Below are 16801 nucleotides of genomic sequence, written 5' to 3' on the forward strand. Positions count from 1 at the left end.
TATTAAAGCACTAACAAAAACATAAAGACACAAACACAATGACTTATGTCACATTCACATACATGATTGGACAATTGGCTTCGTCATCAAATGTTACAATTTCATAGCAGCTTGGATCACTTTTCACATTGCGTAAGAGTTGATTATTCAAGGCATGCCCAGATTTGTAACCATCAAATTTGGCAATAATCTGATGTCCGAGCAGGTATAAATCACCTACTGCATCCAGAATTTTATGACGTACAAATTCGTCTGAGAAACGCAAACCTTCTTCATTAACGACCCCGGTTTCATCTACACCAATGGCATTTTCCAGACTTGCACCCAGCGCCAAATTATTGGCTTTGAGATAATCCAGATCTTTCATAAACCCAAAGGTACGCGCTTCACTGACTTCATAAACGAAGGTTTCAGTAGAAAAATCGATGCTGGCGGACTGATGTTCTTTTTTAAAGGCAGGATGATCAAAATCGATGGTGAAATTTAGCTGAAAGCCCTCATGTGGGCTAAAAATGGCACGCTTGTCATCAATCAGCGCTTCAATCGGTTTAATAATTTTGACGAATTTTTTAGCGGCATTAAGCTCTTGCAAACCGCCCTGCATTAACAGGTAAATAAACGGACCTGCACTACCGTCCATAATCGGCACTTCAGAGGCTGACACTTCGATAATCAGGTTATCAATGCCCAGACCAGCGATCGCACTCATGACATGTTCAATGGTGCCTACTTTGGCATTTTCCTGAACCAGGTTCGAGCACATGAAGGCTTCCTGAATCAGCATAGCATCGGCAGGAATGTCCACCGGCGGATTCAGGTCAATACGACGAAACACAATTCCCCCATCGGCATGGTGCGGCACAAAGTTAATCATGACTTTTTGCCCACTGTGAAGACCGATTCCGCTCGCTTTCACGACACGTTTCAGGGTACGTTGTTTCAACATGCTTTTATCATCTGTTCATCTATAAAACCGCTATACGTTAGCATATTTGGCCATTGATAAAAAACAAAAAGGTGGCTTAAAAGCCACCTTTCCTGTCTAATCCAGCTAAACACATGATGTTACATGTTATTTACGCTGTTGATTCTTAAGATAATCCTGAATACTCATTGGCGTCGGGCGCGGGCTAGAAACTGAAGCTGCCGCTGGATTCGCTGTTGCACCTGTTTCATGCTGCTGACGCTGAATTGCCGGTACATCATCATCTTCCACCACCGCCTGCGCAGCTGCTGCTGGACGAGTTGCCTGTACATTGGTACGTTTGGTCGGTTCAACTGAATCCGCTGCATGACGGGTTAGACCTGTTGCAATCACAGTCACGCTGATTTCATCACGCGCATCCGGATCAAAAACGGTACCGTAGAACACCTGACCTTCATCTAAATCAACAATCTGGTTCACAACATCGGTAATTTCTTCAATTTCACCGAAAGTCACATCATCACCACCGGTCACATTGATCAGAATACCTTTGGCATTCATGATAGTCACGTTATCGAGTAATGGACTACGGATCGCCTGCTCAGCAGCCTGACGTGCACGGTTCTCACCACGACCCAAACCGACACCCATCATGGCATAACCACGAGTGCTCATGGCTGTTTTCAAATCGGCGAAATCAAGGTTGATATGGCCAGGACGGACGACTAAATCAAAAATACTGCGTACTGCATTCAGTAGAACATCATCCGCTTTTTTATATGCATCTTTCATTGAAATATCACGGAAGACTTTCAATAGACGCTGGTTTGGAATGATGATTAATGAGTCTACATGCTGCTCAAGGGCTTCGATGCCTTTTTCAGCAGACTGTAAACGGCGTTTGCCTTCAAAGTTAAATGGCGTGGTCACGACACCAACGGTCAGGATACCCATTTCTTTCGCAATTTCAGCCACGACTGGCGCTGCACCGGTACCGGTACCACCACCCATACCCGCAGTAACAAAGACCATATCGGTCCCTTCAAGCTGCTGGCGGATCAGTTCACGGCTTTCTTCTGCTGCGGTCTGGCCGACTTGCGGATTTGCACCTGCACCCAGACCACGGGTACTTTGCTCGCCCAGCTGAATTTTAAATTCGGCTTCCATGCGATCCAATGCCTGCTTGTCCGTATTGGCACAAACAAACTTTACGCCCTGGATATCGGACTGCAACATATGTTGTACAGCATTACCACCCGCACCACCTACACCAAACACAGTGAAACGGGCTTGACCATTGCTATCGCTATGATCGTCTTCGAAAAATTCAAATGAGGCCATGACCTATAAAATTCCTAATTCATAATTGGCAGTCACTAAGCCCGTATACTGCCTTAATCTTAATAAAATTGTTTTTAAGAATGCTGCTCATGCGTTCACTTGTCAAGTACAAGCCCGATTAACTACATCTTCCCAACAATATTCACAATAAAAATCGACTTAAAAGATTGATTTCAAGGTGTCATTAAAGCCAAACAAGGCTCTTTTGACCCGCTTAGCCAATGACAACCGTTCTACATCATCCTGTTCCACAATCGTGTCTTGGGTATCACTCTGACTAAACATCAGCAAGCCCGCCACCGTACTATATTGCGAGCGACGTAAAGCAGCCTGATGTTGTTCATCTGCATACACCTGAGTCGGCGGATTACCTAAATGCGCCGAAACTCCCATGGTACGGCGAACAAAGCTCACCATTCCTTCGATATGACTAGCATCACCGGTCAATACCACACCATGATACAAGCCCTGGATGGCACCATTTTTCACCAGCTCATCACGTACCAGACCCAGAATTTCTTCATAACGCGCCATGATGATTTCAGTCAATTCAATCCGGCTGATGGTTTGTGGCCCATCAATCCCCTGGAACTGAATCATATGGTCAGGCTTGACCACTTTCAGGTCGACACAGCCATACAATAATTTCAGACGTTCAGCTTCTTCAGTTGTGGTTTGCAATACTGCTGCAATATCACGGGTCACATGTTCACCGCCACGTTGGAAGGTATGGGTTAAGGCCAAACGACCATCCACATACACTGCAACATTGGTCGTGCCGGCACCGATATCTACTAAGCATACGCCATATTCTTTTTCGTCTTTCAGCAGGCTGGCTTCAGCAGTAGCCAAGCTCGACACCACCATTTTTTCTACACCAATATTGGCACCTTTCAGGGCGCGATCAATATTCTGCATGGTACTGATCGGCAGCATCATCAAATGATAGTGTCCGGTCATGCTATGTGCCGACATCCGAATCGGGTTTAACACCCATTCCGGTGAGTCGTCCAGCTCAAAACCCAGAGGCACAGCACTGACCAGATAATGATCTGAAGTCAAATGACTAGCTTTAGCCAATTCCAGTGCACGCACCACTTCACTGGTGGTAATCGCATGCTCGCTATTGTCGATCGAGGTGCGACCTGAAGCATAAAAGCTTTTTAATTCGGCACTTGGAATAGAGACCCAGGCAGAATGTACACGACATTCCGCCATATCTTCTGCTTCTTGAACGGCATTTTTAATTGCAGTAATAACTTTATCGAGACTGACAATTTTCCCTTTACTCATGCCTCGGTTACGAGCGGTGGCCATACCAATCACTTGGATATTGTCTGGCGCGTGTACCTTGCCAATCAAAACTGAAACTTTGTGTGTCCCAATGTCAATCGCCACAACCGAGGGAACAGCTTCACTCATTATTCACTACTACCATTACGTGTTTGTTAGATTTATGGCTTTAAATGCCTCTATTTTTTAAAGCCGGTCATTATGGCTTTACTGTTACCTTATTCTCAACGCCCGTGTCATCAATGGTTACAATAAAATGTCCATTTACAATTTTAGGCGGAATTGAATTTTTCCACTGTATCGACAATCCATTGCGATAACGCAGGTCGATGGCCGAAATTTTAGACCAGACCGGCTTTAAATCGCTCTGAGACAGATGACTCAGGCGTTGTAATTTGCTCATAGTCTGGTCTTTATCCACAATTATTCTTAAACCCGAATCAAACTGCATAAACCAGGTCATTCGCTCGGTGAGATATAATTCTTTTAGACGAATGCCTTGTGGCAAAAATAACTGATTAATTTCATTATAACGACGCATCATGGTTTCTGCATGGCTCGCTGGCCCATGTAGCAACGGTAATGCCTGATAATTCTTGGGTGTGACTTCAGTGAAAATAACACCACTGTCACTCAATAAACGCCCTGTTCCCCAACGTGCAATTGCATGATGCGGCATCACCCGCACCCGAATGCCATTTGGCCAGGCTCGGGACACCACGACCCGATCCACCCAGGATAATTCCAGAGTACGATCGCGGATCGCTTCCAGATCTGAAGTAAAATAGTTTTTGGTCACAATCGGTGACACATATTGCATGACCTGACGCTGTTCAGCAGCCGAGCGCGTACCTATCACGCCCAGCTCTGCCACGTCACTATTGGTCATGACTTTATATAAGCCCAATATTCCAAAGGCCAGCACCAATACCGCAATACACAACAATAACCAGCCACCAAAATTGGTCAGCTTTTCTTTGCGTGTCGGCGGCTTGTCGTGAATTGAGGTAATCGCAGCACGTTTACGGCGCATGGAAACAGGAAGTTGAGCCATATTTAGTGTGCCGAACCAGTTAAGGTCTGTTCCAGAATCGCCACACACAGCTCATCAAAACTGTATCCGACTGCAGCTGCCGCTTTTGGCACCAGTGAATGACTGGTCATGCCTGGCACGGTATTCACTTCAAGCAACCAGAAGTTGCCCTGTTCATCCTGCATGGCATCAATCCGGCCCCAACCGCTGGCACCGACTGCCTGGAATGCGCGCAAACTTAAGGCTTTTAACTGCTGCTCTTCAGCTTCAGTTAAACCACATGGAATGCCATATTGCACATCATTACGCTGATATTTCGCTTCATAATCGTAGAAAGCAACATCTTGAGGCGGTTCAAGACGAATCACAGGTAGCGCCTGACCATTTAAAACCACAATGGTGTATTCACGGCCGGTAATCCATTTTTCTGCCATCACCACGGCATCATGTTCAGTTGCCTTGGTAATTGCTTCAGCAAAGTCTTCAATTTTCTCAACCTTGCTCATGCCGATACTGGAACCTTCATGTACCGGCTTGATAATCAAAGGCAAACCTAAAGCATTAACAATGTCGGTCGCATCAGAATCTTTGGTGACAATGCGATACGGCGCTGTCGGCAATTCCGAACCCTGCCAGACCTGCTTGGTCTTGACCTTGTCCATGCCGATCGCAGAACCTTGTACGCCCGTACCGGTATACGGTACGTTTAACCATTCCAGTGCGCCCTGGATCTGGCCATCTTCCCCGCCACGTCCATGCAATACAATGAAAGCACGATCATAATTTACCAGCTCTGTGACACTACGCTGCTGCGGGTCAAACGCTTCTGCATTGACCCCTGAACGCACTAATGCCTCAAGTACCGCCGTACCACTGTCTAGAGAAACCTCACGCTCTGCAGATTTACCACCAAGCAACACGGCAACTTTTCCGAATTTTGAAGCATTTGACACGTTTATATCCTTAAACTTTTTTCAATCTGGTCAATTCAATTCAGTCATGCAAGATGACTATTTTATATATAAGTGATTTTGTGCAAGTTCGACTGAGATTGCTCCAACATTACCTGCGCCCTGGGTTAATAACAAGTCATTTGCTTGCAATACTTTTCTCATGATCTGATTCAGGTTGCCGTCCGCTGCATCAACCAGAATCGGCTCGACTTCGCCACGTAGACGAATGCTGCGGGCTAAACTACGGCTGTCCGCCCCGACAATCGGTTTTTCACCGGCAGGATAAACATCCAGCAACAATAACTGGTCTACAGTAGAAAGCACTTCCACAAAATCATCAAAACAGTCACGGGTACGGCTATAACGGTGTGGCTGGAACATCATTACCAAACGACGGTCTGGATGACTTTGACGCGCAGCTTTAATCGTCGCTTCGACTTCTTTTGGATGATGGCCATAGTCATCCACCAGTTTCACGTCACCGCCCTCAATCGCAAACTCACCCTGAACCTCAAAGCGGCGACCCACACCACTGAAACCTTCCAGTGCACGGCAGATTGAAGCATCAGACACACCTTCATCGGTTGCTATACCAATCGCGGCCAGGGCATTCAGCACATTATGCAAGCCTGGCTGGTTGACCGTTACACGCAATGGCTCACGCTCTTTACGCAATACGGTAAAGTGGGTTTGCATGCCATCCTGATCAACATCTACTGCGCGGATGTCATTGTCTTCATTGAAACCATAAGTCAGTAACGGACGTGCAATTCGCGGCATAATTTCACGGATATTGGCATCATCACCACAGACTACAGCCAAGCCGTAAAATGGCAGTTTTTGCAGGAACTGGATAAAAGTATCTTTCAGGACATCGAAGCTACCGCCATAGGTATCCATATGATCAGCATCAATATTGGTCACCACGGCAGCCATCGGTTCCAGGTGCAGGAAAGAAGCATCTGACTCATCGGCTTCGGCCACGATATAACGGCTGGCGCCCAAGGCTGCGTTCATACCGGTACGGTTCAGCAAACCACCGATCACATAGGTTGGATCCATGTTTTCTTCAGCCAGCATACAGGTGATTAGGCTGGTGGTGGTGGTCTTGCCATGCGTGCCAGCAACGGCAATACCATGACGGTAACGCATCAGTTCACCCAGCATTTCCGCACGGCGAACCACAGGAATACGGTTTTCAATCGCGGTTTTAATTTCCGGATTTTCTTTATCAATCGCGGTAGAAACCACAATCACGTTGGCGCCCTTAATATTATTTGCAGTATGTCCGATATAGACTTTAATGCCATTCGCTTCCAGCTGTGCGGTGGTATTGGATGCCTTGATATCTGAACCGGAAACTTTATAGCCCTGGTTTTTCAGCACTTCCGCAATACCACACATGCCTGCGCCACCGATCCCCACAAAATGAATGTGTTTGATACGGCGCATTTCCGGCACTTTGATTAACTTTTTCGCTTGTTCAGCTGGGGTTGTTGGAGACATAGTTTACTCGGATTACAATTCTTGAATTAAACGGACCACATGTTGAGTCGCATCGGGTTGAGCCTGTCGGCGTGCTTTCACGGCCATTTCCATTAACAGTTGGCGATTCAGCATCGGCTCTAATAATGTTTTTAAACTTTCCGGGGTCATCGTGGCCTGCGGGCAAATCTTTGCCGCATTGATATTGGCCAGGAAACCGGCATTGGCCGCCTGGTGATCATCCACTGCAGTTGGAAGCGGCACAAAAATCGCAGCTACGCCGGCAGTGGCAATTTCAGTGACGGTCAAAGCTCCGGCACGGCAAATCACCAGATCGGCATCAGAATAGGCTTTGGCCATATCTTCAATAAAGGGCTGTACTTCAACTTGTAGACTGGCCGGTGCATTTTCATAACGTGCCCGGGTCGCCTCGGCATGGTTTTGCCCACACTGATGATAGACGCTTAATGGCACATTGAGTTGCTTTAAAGCTTCCGGAACCCGTTCATTTAAGGCTTGCGCCCCCAAAGACCCACCAACGATCAGAATACGTAAGGGCAACCCTGCCTTGTCACGCTCCTGATAACGCCAGGATGGATTTAAAATTTCGCTAATTTCTTGTCGTACCGGATTACCCGTAGTCACGACTTTATCTTGGGCCGGAAAGGTATTTGGAAAAGCCTGACACACCGTCTTTGCCACACGCGACAATTGGGTGTTGGTAAAACCGGCAACTGCATTCTGTTCATGGATCAGCACCGGAATGCCTAAGATACGCGCGGCCAATCCACCCGGCCCTGCCACATAACCGCCAAAGCCTGCCACGGCATCGACCTGAAGCTGTTTCATGAATTTCATGGCACTTAAGGTGGCTTTCATAATTTTAAAAGGCGCCAAGGCTTTACGCACAAAACCATTGCCACGCACACCCTGAATATCAATCTGATAAATGGGAATATTCTGGTTTTTTAACAGGCGGTTTTCCATGCCTACGGGCGTGGCCAACCATGAAACCTGTATACCTTTTTGTTGTAAATCTTTGGCAACAGCTAACGCTGGAAACACATGTCCACCTGTACCTGCGGCCATCATCATGACATGTTTAGGCTGTTTTTGCTGAGCTTCGGTCACGGTTTAATTCTTCAATTCAAAAAATGGAGCAGGAAATCTGATTTAAGTAATCAATTGTAATCACAAACCTCAGGCCATGAAAGTTTATTTACTTTATTTCAACAAGGCTTTAATTGTTTTTTTCACGCAAACTTCAAGTTTAGACTCGTTTTATTTATAAGGTCTGCACTTTTCCTTCGACTTAAGTGACATATCATATCAATTTTAAATAGTTTTCTCATTATATTATCAATAACTTTGCCACGAAGAGCGCTTTATTTACAGCGGTCTTCCGTTTTCTCCCGTTCACCTCCTCTCTTATCATTGGCCGATAATCTTAGGCTTAAATCCTATCAATTTTATAAAAGTTTCATGCTATTCATATCTATATATGAATGATGCTTGATGTACAAGCAGATGCTTTAAATGGACTCAGTTCGGATAGATGTCAAAAATATCATTTCGTGATGTATGGATTATCTTGGCCGGTTATCTGGCTGCGATCCATGTCGGCAAACTTTCGGCCGTGATTCGTGTGTTGCAGCAGGATTTAAACCTGAGTTTTACTCAGGCTGGTTTTTCATTAGCGTTGGTGCAGGCCGCCGGAATGCTGTTTGCGCTATGGATTGGCGCCTTCTCGGAAAAAATAGGATTAAAGCGCTGCCTGATCATGGCCTTAATCATTTTAGGGCTAAGCAGTCTTGCCGGGCTTTGGATTACGCAGCCTGCCACTTTATATGTATTGCGTTTTATGGAGGGAATCGGGTTTTTAACCATCTCCTTGTGTGCGCCAGCAATTTTAAAACGTACCAGCCGCGCTGAAACACTGAATTTCAAGATGGGACTCTGGAGTTCCTATATGGGCATCGGTGTCAGTCTGGCCGTATTGATGATTCCTCTCCTGCTTGAATATCTGGACTGGTAAACGATCTGGGGCATTTTGGGCTGCCTATGCCTTGTCATTGCTGGCATGATCAAACAATATTTAAATATTGAACCTGCCCTGATAACACAGCCAGACTCTACCCAGGCAGCTACGGAAAACACCTCATTCTGGCAGATTGTTCAAATTACCCTGACCCATCCTCCCATTATCTGTCTGGCGATTATTTTTGCCTGTTATACCAGTCAGTGGATTACTGTCACGGGCTTCCTGCCTACACTGTATGTTGAACAGGGGCTGGACTTAAAACGTGCAGGGATGCTGGTCTCGATGGTCGTTCTGGCCAATCTGGGGGGCACTTTTGGCGCAGGCATGTTGCTGCAACAGGGTTATAGACCGCACACCTTATTGAGTACCGGATTTGTGGCAATGCTCTGTAGCAGTTGTCTGGTATTTGCCGCAAATTCCTGGCTCTCATTTGAATTGCAGGTTGCCAGTGCCGTGCTGTTTTCACTGATTGGCGGGATGATCCCGACCACTGTTTTTGCGATTACCCTGCACTATGCACCACGCGCCTATGCAGCAGCGGCCAGTGTGGGTCTGGTTTTACAAATTTCAGCCTGCGCACAGTTTTTTATACCGACCCTGAGCGCTGCGCTGATATCTGCCACCCAATACTGGGCCAATCTTGCCATTATCACCGTCTGCCTTTCGATGCTGGGCATGGTAATGACGGCATATTTATTTAAGCGTTACCCGAAATAAAAAGGTAAAAAGAGCCTGCAAGCAGACTCTTCTTTCACCTGATTTTGCCTTTAAACCTGATTGGCCTGACCAGCTTCCAGCACGGCAAACAGATCATCCGCAATCGAGGTGCCAAACTGCGTATCAATTTCACGGATACAGGTTGGACTGGTCACATTAATTTCCGTGACATAATTTCCGATCACATCCAGCCCTACAAAGACCAGACCTTTTTCTCTGAGAAACGGCCCTACTTTTGCCGCAATGGCTTTGTCATTTTCAGTCAGGGGGCGTGCCTCGCCTAGGCCACCTGCGGCCAGATTACCGCGCACTTCACCATTTTGCGGAATACGGGCCAGACAATATGGCACTGGCTCGCCATTAATCATCAGGATGCGTTTATCGCCTTCGACAATTTCCGGAATATAACGTTGCGCCATAATTGGCTGGGTACCATTATTGGTCAGCATTTCAATGGTTGAACCGATGTTGATGCCATCCTGATACAGGCGGAAAATCCCGGTGCCGCCCATACCATCCAGAGGTTTTACAATCACATCGACCTGTTCTTTGAGAAATTCACGGATCAGGCTTTGCTGCGAAGTCACCAAGGTCGGAACTTGCAGATGCGGGAACTGGGTCGCGAACAGTTTTTCATTACAGTCACGCAGGCTTTGCGGTTTGTTGATGATCCATGCCCCTTCGCGCTCTGCCTGCTCCAGAATATAAGTGGTATAGACGAAGTTCATATCAAAAGGCGGATCTTTACGCATCAAGACAACGTCATAAGCAGCGATCGACTCTTTTTGTTTTTCGTCAAGTTCATAATAATGGTCGTAGTCTTCAAATACCTGTAACGGCGCGATCAGACCAAAGGCCTTGCCCTGATCGATATATAAATCTTGCTGCAATGCATAACCGAGTTCATGCCCGCGACGTGCTGCTGCCCACAGCATGGCCATGGTCGAGTCTTTCTTCAGGTTTACATTTTCAATGGGATCCATCACAACAAGTACGCGCATGTGTCTCTGCTCTTTTTCAAAAAATGACTTGGCAAGGAGTATAGCCTGTGTGGATTCTTTTGTTTATGGTGATTTTGCATGACTTATTTTATATAGGTTTTTAGATAAGTACTGAGGCAGATTGAACTCATAGGAGGTTTGCCATGCAACAGGCCATTATCGGTTTTCATCTGGATGAAGAACAGCATTGGGTTGCAGAACTGGCCTGCGGACATGGCCAGCATGTGCGGCATACCCCGCCATGGCAAAATCGCCCATGGGTGATGACCGAGCAAGGGCGCAAAGAAAAACTCGGGATGCTGCTGGACTGTAAAAAATGTGAAAAGTGCGAAACTGAAACCTGAACCTATGAAAAAAGTAGTATGTAGGTGACCTAAAAAATAATCTTGTCCAGAATTTGCTAATTTGAGTTACTGCGTTTATGCTTTTATTGCTCAAACATGCAGCGTATTTTTTCAGGGTGCACTTTGCTCACACGGCTCGTCAAACAGATCTGGTTGGTGATGCTTATGGTTTTTGCCATAGGCTGGAGCAGTGTGTCTGTCGCATCTGCAACGACCATGCATCTGGTCATATCGACTGAAAAAATGAGCAGTCATTGTCTGGAAATGAAAAAACCGACCGCCTCTCATTCTCTGCATGAGACTGATCATCATCAAGATCAGAATCTGGTACAGTCGGATTGTATTAGTGACAGCACCCAGCATTCGCCAGACTGCCTGGATTGCGGCACTACTGCTTGCCAGAGCCTAATCACCAGCCTGCCCATTGCAGCGCCCGAGTTAAGCGTGCCTGATCGCAGTTATCCAGAAAAAATTCGTCTTTCCGCCTATCATGGCAAGCACCTTGCCGGTTACTGGCAAGAAATCTTACGCCCACCCAAAGCTTAATCCTGAATTTTTAAATTTTTTTATTCATTAAGGATTAAGTTATGTTACTTAAAATCAGTCAAAGCCTGTGTCTGGGCTTCGGTCTCATCTGGTCGTCTACCCTGTTTGCAGCCGTAAAAGAATATCATCTGGTCATTGATGAAAGCCCGATCAATCTCACCGGAAAGACGGTCAAGCGTATCACTGTAAACGGAAAATTCCCTGCACCCTTGCTGGAATTTGAAGAAGGTGATGATGCGGTGATTCATGTACAAAACAACCTGAACAATCAGGATACCTCGCTGCACTGGCATGGCCTGCTCCTGCCCGGGCTGATGGATGGTGTCCCCGGATTTAACGGTTTTCAGGGGATCAAACCGAAACAGTCTTTTACTTATCGCTTCAAGGTTCGTCAAAACGGCACCTACTGGTATCACGCACATTCCAAAGGTCAGGAACAGGACGGCCTCTATGGCGCATTGGTGATTCGCCCCAAAGCACAGACATTACTACCTCCACATGAACAAACCGAGCGGGATTATGTGGTGATGCTGTCGGATTTTCACGAACAGGGCAGCCAGCAGATTCAGAACAATTTAAAAAAATCGGCCGAATATTATCAGAACCAGCGCGAAACCTTGGGTGATGTACTCCAGCAGGTGAAACGTGACGGCCTCAAGGCCACTTGGTCAGACCGCAAGATGTGGAACCAGATGCGCATGCTAAAAACCGACCTGTCTGATGTTACCGGTTATACCTTTCTGGTCAATGGAAAAACACCGCAACAAAACTGGAGTGGCCAGTTCCAGCCCAATGAAAAAGTCCGCCTGCGATTTATTAATGCCTCAGCCATGTCGTTTTTCGATGTGCGTATTCCCCAGCTAAAAATGACCGTGGTCAGTGCCGATGGGCAACCGGTGCAGCCGGTCGCTGTAGATGAATTCCGGATTGGAACCGCTGAAACCTATGATGTGATTGTGGAACCCACTGCAGCGCATTACCAGATTGAAGCAGAATCGATCGACCGCTCAGGCTTTGCCATTGGCAGTCTGCATCAGGCAACTGATTCAAGCAAAACCACGGCTCCGGTTCAATTACCGACATCGCGCCCTCGTGCCTTATTGACCATGGAAGATATGGGACATGGCGAACAGCATGACATGTCGCATGATGCACACAACAGCCAGACCACGTGGACTGCCACAAGTGAACATGATCAACATGCCCAGCACGACATGCATGCAAGTCATAATGCCATGTCCGGAACCAATCAGCCTCATCAGCCGGTTGAGGGCTGGGCCAATATGTCTACGCCTGCAGGGCACAAAGCCTTGCAATATCAAGACCTCAAAGCCCTGACACCACAACCTGATACCCGCGCAGCAGAACGTGAACTGGTGATTCGTCTGGGTGGAACCATGGAGCGCTACATCTGGACCATGAATGGTAAAAAATTCAGTGATGCCGAGCCACTTCAAGTGAAATATGGCGAGCGGATCCGGCTGAAATTTATCAATGACAGCATGATGGCCCATCCGATGCATTTGCATGGCATGTTTATGCAGCTGGAAAATGGTCAGTCTGCTGCAAATATGCCAAATAAACACACCGTGATTGTGCCGCCCGGGAAAACGGTCACGACCTTGCTCACAGCAGACGAACTGGGAGAATGGGCGATTCACTGCCATCTGCTCTATCACATGAGTGCCGGCATGATGAACAAGCTGATCGTGGCACATGTAGATGAAGATCAAACATCTCACCCTTCTTCACAAAAAATGCCTTCAAAACCAGCAGCTGCTCAAGGAGAAAGCCATGCACATCACTAATCTTTTTGTAAAGTCAGTGCTCAGCGGTGCGCTTATCCTAAGCAGTCTGAGTATTTTTGCGGCAGCTTCTAGCGATCATACAAGCCATGCTGAACATCAGCATCATAGCGGACATCATGCCATGCAAAACATGGCTGATAACCACGCACAGCATACTGGAACAGCAGATGCCTCATCCTATCAACCGCCGCCAAAGTTATTGCATCAACAGCAGGTGCTGAGCACGCCACAAAATTCAGTCAGTTCTGCCAGCGAACATGATCATCGTAAAGAACATGGTGCACAGATTTATAGCCAGATTATTCTGGACCAGAAATGGCAGCATAGTTCAGAGGGAAATGGGGCATTCAAGTCCAAGAACCAAGCCAGAATTGGCACGGATGAAAATAAAATCTTCCTCAAGCTAGAAGCCGACAAACATGAATCGCATCAGGCCGAATATGATGCCAAAGTGCTGTATAGCCGAAATATTTCCGATTTCTGGGATGTGCAGACCGGGGTGCGCTATCGACAGGAAAATTTAGCCGAGCCTGCTACACAACAGCAGAACGAGCGCTTCGATGCAGTATTTGGGCTACATGGCCTGGCCCCCTACTTTTTCGAAACGGATGCTCATGTTTATGTCGGTGAAGATGACTTTGTCGGATTAAAACTGGAAACAGAGCGTGACCTGTTATTGACGCAGAAACTGATTATGCAGCCCTTTGTCGAACTGGATGTCATCCTGAATGATCAGGCAGCGAATGCGAAAAAAACCGGCCTTAGTCATGCAACCTTGGGTCTGGAAACACGCTATGAACTGAGCAAAAAGCTCATGCCTTATCTGGAAGTCGGTTATGAATACAGCAAAGGCAACCAACAGACAGCCTGGCAGCAAAGTTCTGATTCAGAAAAAGGCTGGCTCTATGGTGCAGGTCTAAGAATGATGTTCTAAATTTTTGATACAGAAAATTATGCAGCTACGGGATGTGAAACGCCATTCATGTCCCGTAGCGCTATGGCACTATACATTTGACTGAGAAAGATTTTTTAAGCCTATGAACTGTACATGCGATGCTTTTCTGCACTTTCCCGCTCATTAAGAGACTTGTTATTTTGCGAAAAACTAGTCTTCATCGCCTTGATTTCTACTGTTACTTTTAGCCACCAAAGTGCCTAACATAATGATAAAGGTACTCACGCCGCCAATTAACAGGCTCATCAGCCCCATTTCCAGCATAAAATTGCTATCGCCAGTCTCAGGGGCACCCCATAGAAATTGAAGACGATCGCCAAAAACAAAATTGATTGCACATACAATCAGAAAACCAATCAAGGTGGCAATCAGTAAAGTGACCACCAAGTTCTTCCACATTTTACATCCGACGAACAGGATGATCATGGCCAGTCCAACCATGGTGATGATGGATATAAGTAACACACTGTTCCAGTAATCCATGAGACTCACTCGTATTTGGTTTTAAATTAAAATCAAGAAATTCTTATAGTTAATTTTTCCAATTGAATTTTAATATAGGTGGATTTTTATACACAAACAATGACGATAACTATCTTAAAACTACAAATACTAATTTACCCAAAGTTATAAAATACACTGACTTAGTAAAATCTTGCTGAGTACTGAACGATTCTGATTAACATAAAGTAACGCAAACACAACATGTATTTCATTGTTTAGCTTCATTAGAGCTCAGATTCAACCGATAAAGCTCAAGGTAAAAGCAGCTTGAAATTTTTAAAAAAAGAAGAACTAAGCCACTTTTATAAGAAAAATAAATAATAAATATAAAAAACTTGAATATTTTCTGATTTAGGCTATGCTGTGTTTAACTAGAAAAAAGCGTTGTTTAGTTAAGCTTCTTTAAGTGCCGCAGTATTATTTATAATCCTCAGTTTTTTCAGATCTTTATTTCAATTCTTGTTGTTTTTCCAAGTTATCCATAGTCATTTGCATGACTAAAATTATTAAAATTTAACAGGTTATATTATGTCTACTACAGTTACCGGTACAGTAAAATGGTTTAACGAAACTAAAGGTTTTGGTTTTATTCAACAAGAATCAGGTCCTGACGTTTTTGCACATTTCAAAGAAATCAGCAGTTCTGGTTTCAAAACTTTGTTTGAAGGTCAACGCGTTTCTTTTAGCGTGGTTGATGGTCAAAAAGGTCCAAATGCGATCAATATCGTTGCGCTATAATTTAGCCCAACGATAAGAAAAAGCACCTTTAGGTGCTTTTTTTAGCACTGAAGATTCATAATTTCGGTGAAAGATTTTCTGCTTGTCTGTTTAGCTCATCAAAAGTGAATTTTTAAGAATCATGTTTCTAAATCACTGCTGCTCAGTGGGACTTTATAAAAAGATCAAAATGAAAAACCCCTGGCATCCTGCCAGGGGTTTTCCGTATGGGTTCGCTTGGTATAACTCCTGTCGTACCTTACTTTCCTTGTATTTATCTATTGTTATTCTTGTGCGGAACGTCCTGTTCCTGTTAAAGCTATCATAGGAAATTTCCACTATTCAAAATAGCCGCAAAGTGCTGGAATTCATGTAAGCCAATGCTTACAAGAATAGACAGAGATAATAAATTTCAAATGTTTAGAAAATCGAGTATCTATAAAAAAAGGAAGCTCAAGCTTCCTTTTCTATGCCAATCCAGGCTTAGATCCCATATTTAACACGGTAATCTTCCATTTTCGCCAAAGCTGCTAGGTCGCCTTTCGCTTCCAGATAGTCCATTAAATCTTTCATGGTAATTAAGGCATGTACAGGAATCTCAAGCTCTTGCTGCACTTCCTGAATCGCAGACAGTTCGCCCTGACCTTTTTCCTGACGGTCTAATGCAACTAGCACACCCGCAATCTGCGCACCGGCATTTTTCAGGATGGTGACGACTTCACGAATCGCTGTGCCTGCGGTAATCACATCATCAATGATCCAGACTTTTTTACCTTCTACAGAAGCACCGACCAATACGCCACCCTCGCCATGGTCTTTGGCTTCCTTGCGATTAAAACCCCACGGCACACTTACCCCATGATTTTGCGACAGAGCCACAGCAGTTGCTGCCACAAAAGGAATGCCTTTATAGGCAGGTCCAAAAATCACTTCAACATGGTCACATTTAATCAGTTTTGCAGCATAGCCAGAAGCCAGCAGTGTCAAGGCTTCACCATCATTCAACAGACCCGCATTAAAAAAATAGGGACTCACACGTCCCGATTTTAAAGTAAACTCACCAAATTTAAGCACACCGCGTGATAATGCGAGTTCGATAAAAGCTTGTGGGTTAAACTGAGCTGGCGTTGACATGAGG

The 16801-nt window shown here is 45.5% G+C and carries 15 protein-coding genes and 1 pseudogene; 6 read left to right on the plus strand and 10 right to left on the minus strand.

Features of this window, described 5'->3' with window-relative positions; genetic code table 11:
* Positions 1 to 43: 43 nt before the first annotated feature.
* The 7 genes from lpxC to murG form a co-directional block, all read right to left on the minus strand.
* A complete protein-coding gene (gene lpxC / locus ACTL4S_RS06430) occupies positions 44 to 946 on the minus strand; it encodes a UDP-3-O-acyl-N-acetylglucosamine deacetylase (protein WP_441298970.1) in 903 nt (300 codons plus the stop codon).
* 126 nt (positions 947 to 1072) lie between these two features.
* Complete coding sequence (gene ftsZ, locus ACTL4S_RS06435; protein ID WP_071850276.1) at positions 1073 to 2266, minus strand: cell division protein FtsZ; 1194 nt, start codon at positions 2264 to 2266, stop codon at positions 1073 to 1075.
* 159 nt (positions 2267 to 2425) lie between these two features.
* Positions 2426 to 3688: a cell division protein FtsA gene (ftsA, locus tag ACTL4S_RS06440; RefSeq protein ID WP_004647239.1), complete on the minus strand. Its 1263-nt coding sequence runs from the start codon at positions 3686 to 3688 to the stop codon at positions 2426 to 2428.
* 70 nt (positions 3689 to 3758) lie between these two features.
* Entirely contained in the window at positions 3759 to 4613 is an 855-nt protein-coding gene (locus tag ACTL4S_RS06445; RefSeq protein ID WP_085064739.1) for a cell division protein FtsQ/DivIB, read from the minus strand.
* Between the two features lie 2 nt (positions 4614 to 4615).
* On the minus strand, positions 4616 to 5545 hold the full coding sequence (locus ACTL4S_RS06450; RefSeq protein WP_180038191.1) for a D-alanine--D-alanine ligase: 930 nt from the start codon (positions 5543 to 5545) through the stop codon (positions 4616 to 4618).
* Between the two features lie 57 nt (positions 5546 to 5602).
* Positions 5603 to 7051 (minus strand): UDP-N-acetylmuramate--L-alanine ligase, encoded by a 1449-nt coding sequence (murC, locus tag ACTL4S_RS06455; protein ID WP_325755232.1) that lies wholly within the window; start codon positions 7049 to 7051, stop codon positions 5603 to 5605.
* A gap of 12 nt (positions 7052 to 7063) precedes the next feature.
* On the minus strand, positions 7064 to 8161 hold the full coding sequence (murG, locus tag ACTL4S_RS06460) for an undecaprenyldiphospho-muramoylpentapeptide beta-N-acetylglucosaminyltransferase (protein ID WP_441298971.1): 1098 nt from the start codon (positions 8159 to 8161) through the stop codon (positions 7064 to 7066).
* A 424-nt stretch (positions 8162 to 8585) separates the two neighbouring features.
* Between murG and ACTL4S_RS06465 the strand changes: the two are divergent.
* Positions 8586 to 9788: pseudogene (locus ACTL4S_RS06465) on the plus strand (MFS transporter).
* Between the two features lie 50 nt (positions 9789 to 9838).
* Here the strand turns inward: ACTL4S_RS06465 and gshB are convergent.
* The gene (gene gshB, locus ACTL4S_RS06470) at positions 9839 to 10789 is read right to left on the minus strand and encodes a glutathione synthase (RefSeq protein WP_441298972.1); all 951 of its coding nucleotides are present in this window, start codon (positions 10787 to 10789) and stop codon (positions 9839 to 9841) included.
* A 143-nt stretch (positions 10790 to 10932) separates the two neighbouring features.
* Between gshB and ACTL4S_RS06475 the strand changes: the two genes are divergently transcribed.
* From ACTL4S_RS06475 to ACTL4S_RS06490, 4 genes are all read left to right on the plus strand, one after another.
* The gene (locus ACTL4S_RS06475) at positions 10933 to 11133 is read left to right on the plus strand and encodes a DUF3565 domain-containing protein (protein WP_004281307.1); all 201 of its coding nucleotides are present in this window, start codon (positions 10933 to 10935) and stop codon (positions 11131 to 11133) included.
* Positions 11134 to 11256: 123 nt separating this feature from the next.
* On the plus strand, positions 11257 to 11679 hold the full coding sequence (locus tag ACTL4S_RS06480) for a hypothetical protein (RefSeq protein WP_441298973.1): 423 nt from the start codon (positions 11257 to 11259) through the stop codon (positions 11677 to 11679).
* A gap of 41 nt (positions 11680 to 11720) precedes the next feature.
* Complete coding sequence (locus ACTL4S_RS06485) at positions 11721 to 13487, plus strand: copper resistance system multicopper oxidase (protein WP_441298974.1); 1767 nt, start codon at positions 11721 to 11723, stop codon at positions 13485 to 13487.
* Positions 13474 to 14421, plus strand: a complete 948-nt coding sequence (locus tag ACTL4S_RS06490; RefSeq protein WP_441298975.1) for a copper resistance protein B — start codon at positions 13474 to 13476, stop codon at positions 14419 to 14421. The genes ACTL4S_RS06485 and ACTL4S_RS06490 overlap by 14 nt, the downstream gene beginning before the upstream one ends.
* A gap of 171 nt (positions 14422 to 14592) precedes the next feature.
* Here the strand turns inward: ACTL4S_RS06490 and ACTL4S_RS06495 are convergent, their stop codons facing one another.
* Positions 14593 to 14925: a hypothetical protein gene (locus tag ACTL4S_RS06495; protein ID WP_005105347.1), complete on the minus strand. Its 333-nt coding sequence runs from the start codon at positions 14923 to 14925 to the stop codon at positions 14593 to 14595.
* Between the two features lie 549 nt (positions 14926 to 15474).
* Between ACTL4S_RS06495 and ACTL4S_RS06500 the strand changes: the two genes are divergently transcribed.
* Positions 15475 to 15684, plus strand: coding sequence for a cold-shock protein (locus tag ACTL4S_RS06500; protein ID WP_004281299.1), 210 nt, complete (start codon positions 15475 to 15477; stop codon positions 15682 to 15684).
* Positions 15685 to 16146: 462 nt separating this feature from the next.
* Here the strand turns inward: ACTL4S_RS06500 and pyrE are convergent, their stop codons facing one another.
* Positions 16147 to 16797 carry an orotate phosphoribosyltransferase gene (gene pyrE, locus ACTL4S_RS06505; protein ID WP_004729142.1) on the minus strand — a complete coding sequence of 217 codons (651 nt, stop codon included), beginning with the start codon at positions 16795 to 16797 and terminating at the stop codon, positions 16147 to 16149.
* Positions 16798 to 16801: the final 4 nt, after the last annotated feature.

This window comes from Acinetobacter lwoffii, assembly GCF_052078135.1.
GTDB classification, from domain to species: Bacteria; Pseudomonadota; Gammaproteobacteria; order Pseudomonadales; family Moraxellaceae; genus Acinetobacter; species Acinetobacter lwoffii_Z.

Coding starts and splice junctions, on each gene's coding strand:
- lpxC (WP_441298970.1), bottom strand. CDS start 946: ATGTTGAAACAACGTACCCTGAAACGTGTCGTGAAAGCGAGCGGAATC.
- ACTL4S_RS06445 (WP_085064739.1), bottom strand. CDS start 4,613: ATGGCTCAACTTCCTGTTTCCATGCGCCGTAAACGTGCTGCGATTACC.
- gshB (WP_441298972.1), bottom strand. CDS start 10,789: ATGCGCGTACTTGTTGTGATGGATCCCATTGAAAATGTAAACCTGAAG.
- ftsA (WP_004647239.1), bottom strand. CDS start 3,688: ATGAGTGAAGCTGTTCCCTCGGTTGTGGCGATTGACATTGGGACACAC.
- ftsZ (WP_071850276.1), bottom strand. CDS start 2,266: ATGGCCTCATTTGAATTTTTCGAAGACGATCATAGCGATAGCAATGGT.
- ACTL4S_RS06495 (WP_005105347.1), bottom strand. CDS start 14,925: ATGGATTACTGGAACAGTGTGTTACTTATATCCATCATCACCATGGTT.
- ACTL4S_RS06475 (WP_004281307.1), top strand. CDS start 10,933: ATGCAACAGGCCATTATCGGTTTTCATCTGGATGAAGAACAGCATTGG.
- murC (WP_325755232.1), bottom strand. CDS start 7,051: ATGTCTCCAACAACCCCAGCTGAACAAGCGAAAAAGTTAATCAAAGTG.
- pyrE (WP_004729142.1), bottom strand. CDS start 16,797: ATGTCAACGCCAGCTCAGTTTAACCCACAAGCTTTTATCGAACTCGCA.
- ACTL4S_RS06500 (WP_004281299.1), top strand. CDS start 15,475: ATGTCTACTACAGTTACCGGTACAGTAAAATGGTTTAACGAAACTAAA.
- ACTL4S_RS06485 (WP_441298974.1), top strand. CDS start 11,721: ATGTTACTTAAAATCAGTCAAAGCCTGTGTCTGGGCTTCGGTCTCATC.
- ACTL4S_RS06490 (WP_441298975.1), top strand. CDS start 13,474: ATGCACATCACTAATCTTTTTGTAAAGTCAGTGCTCAGCGGTGCGCTT.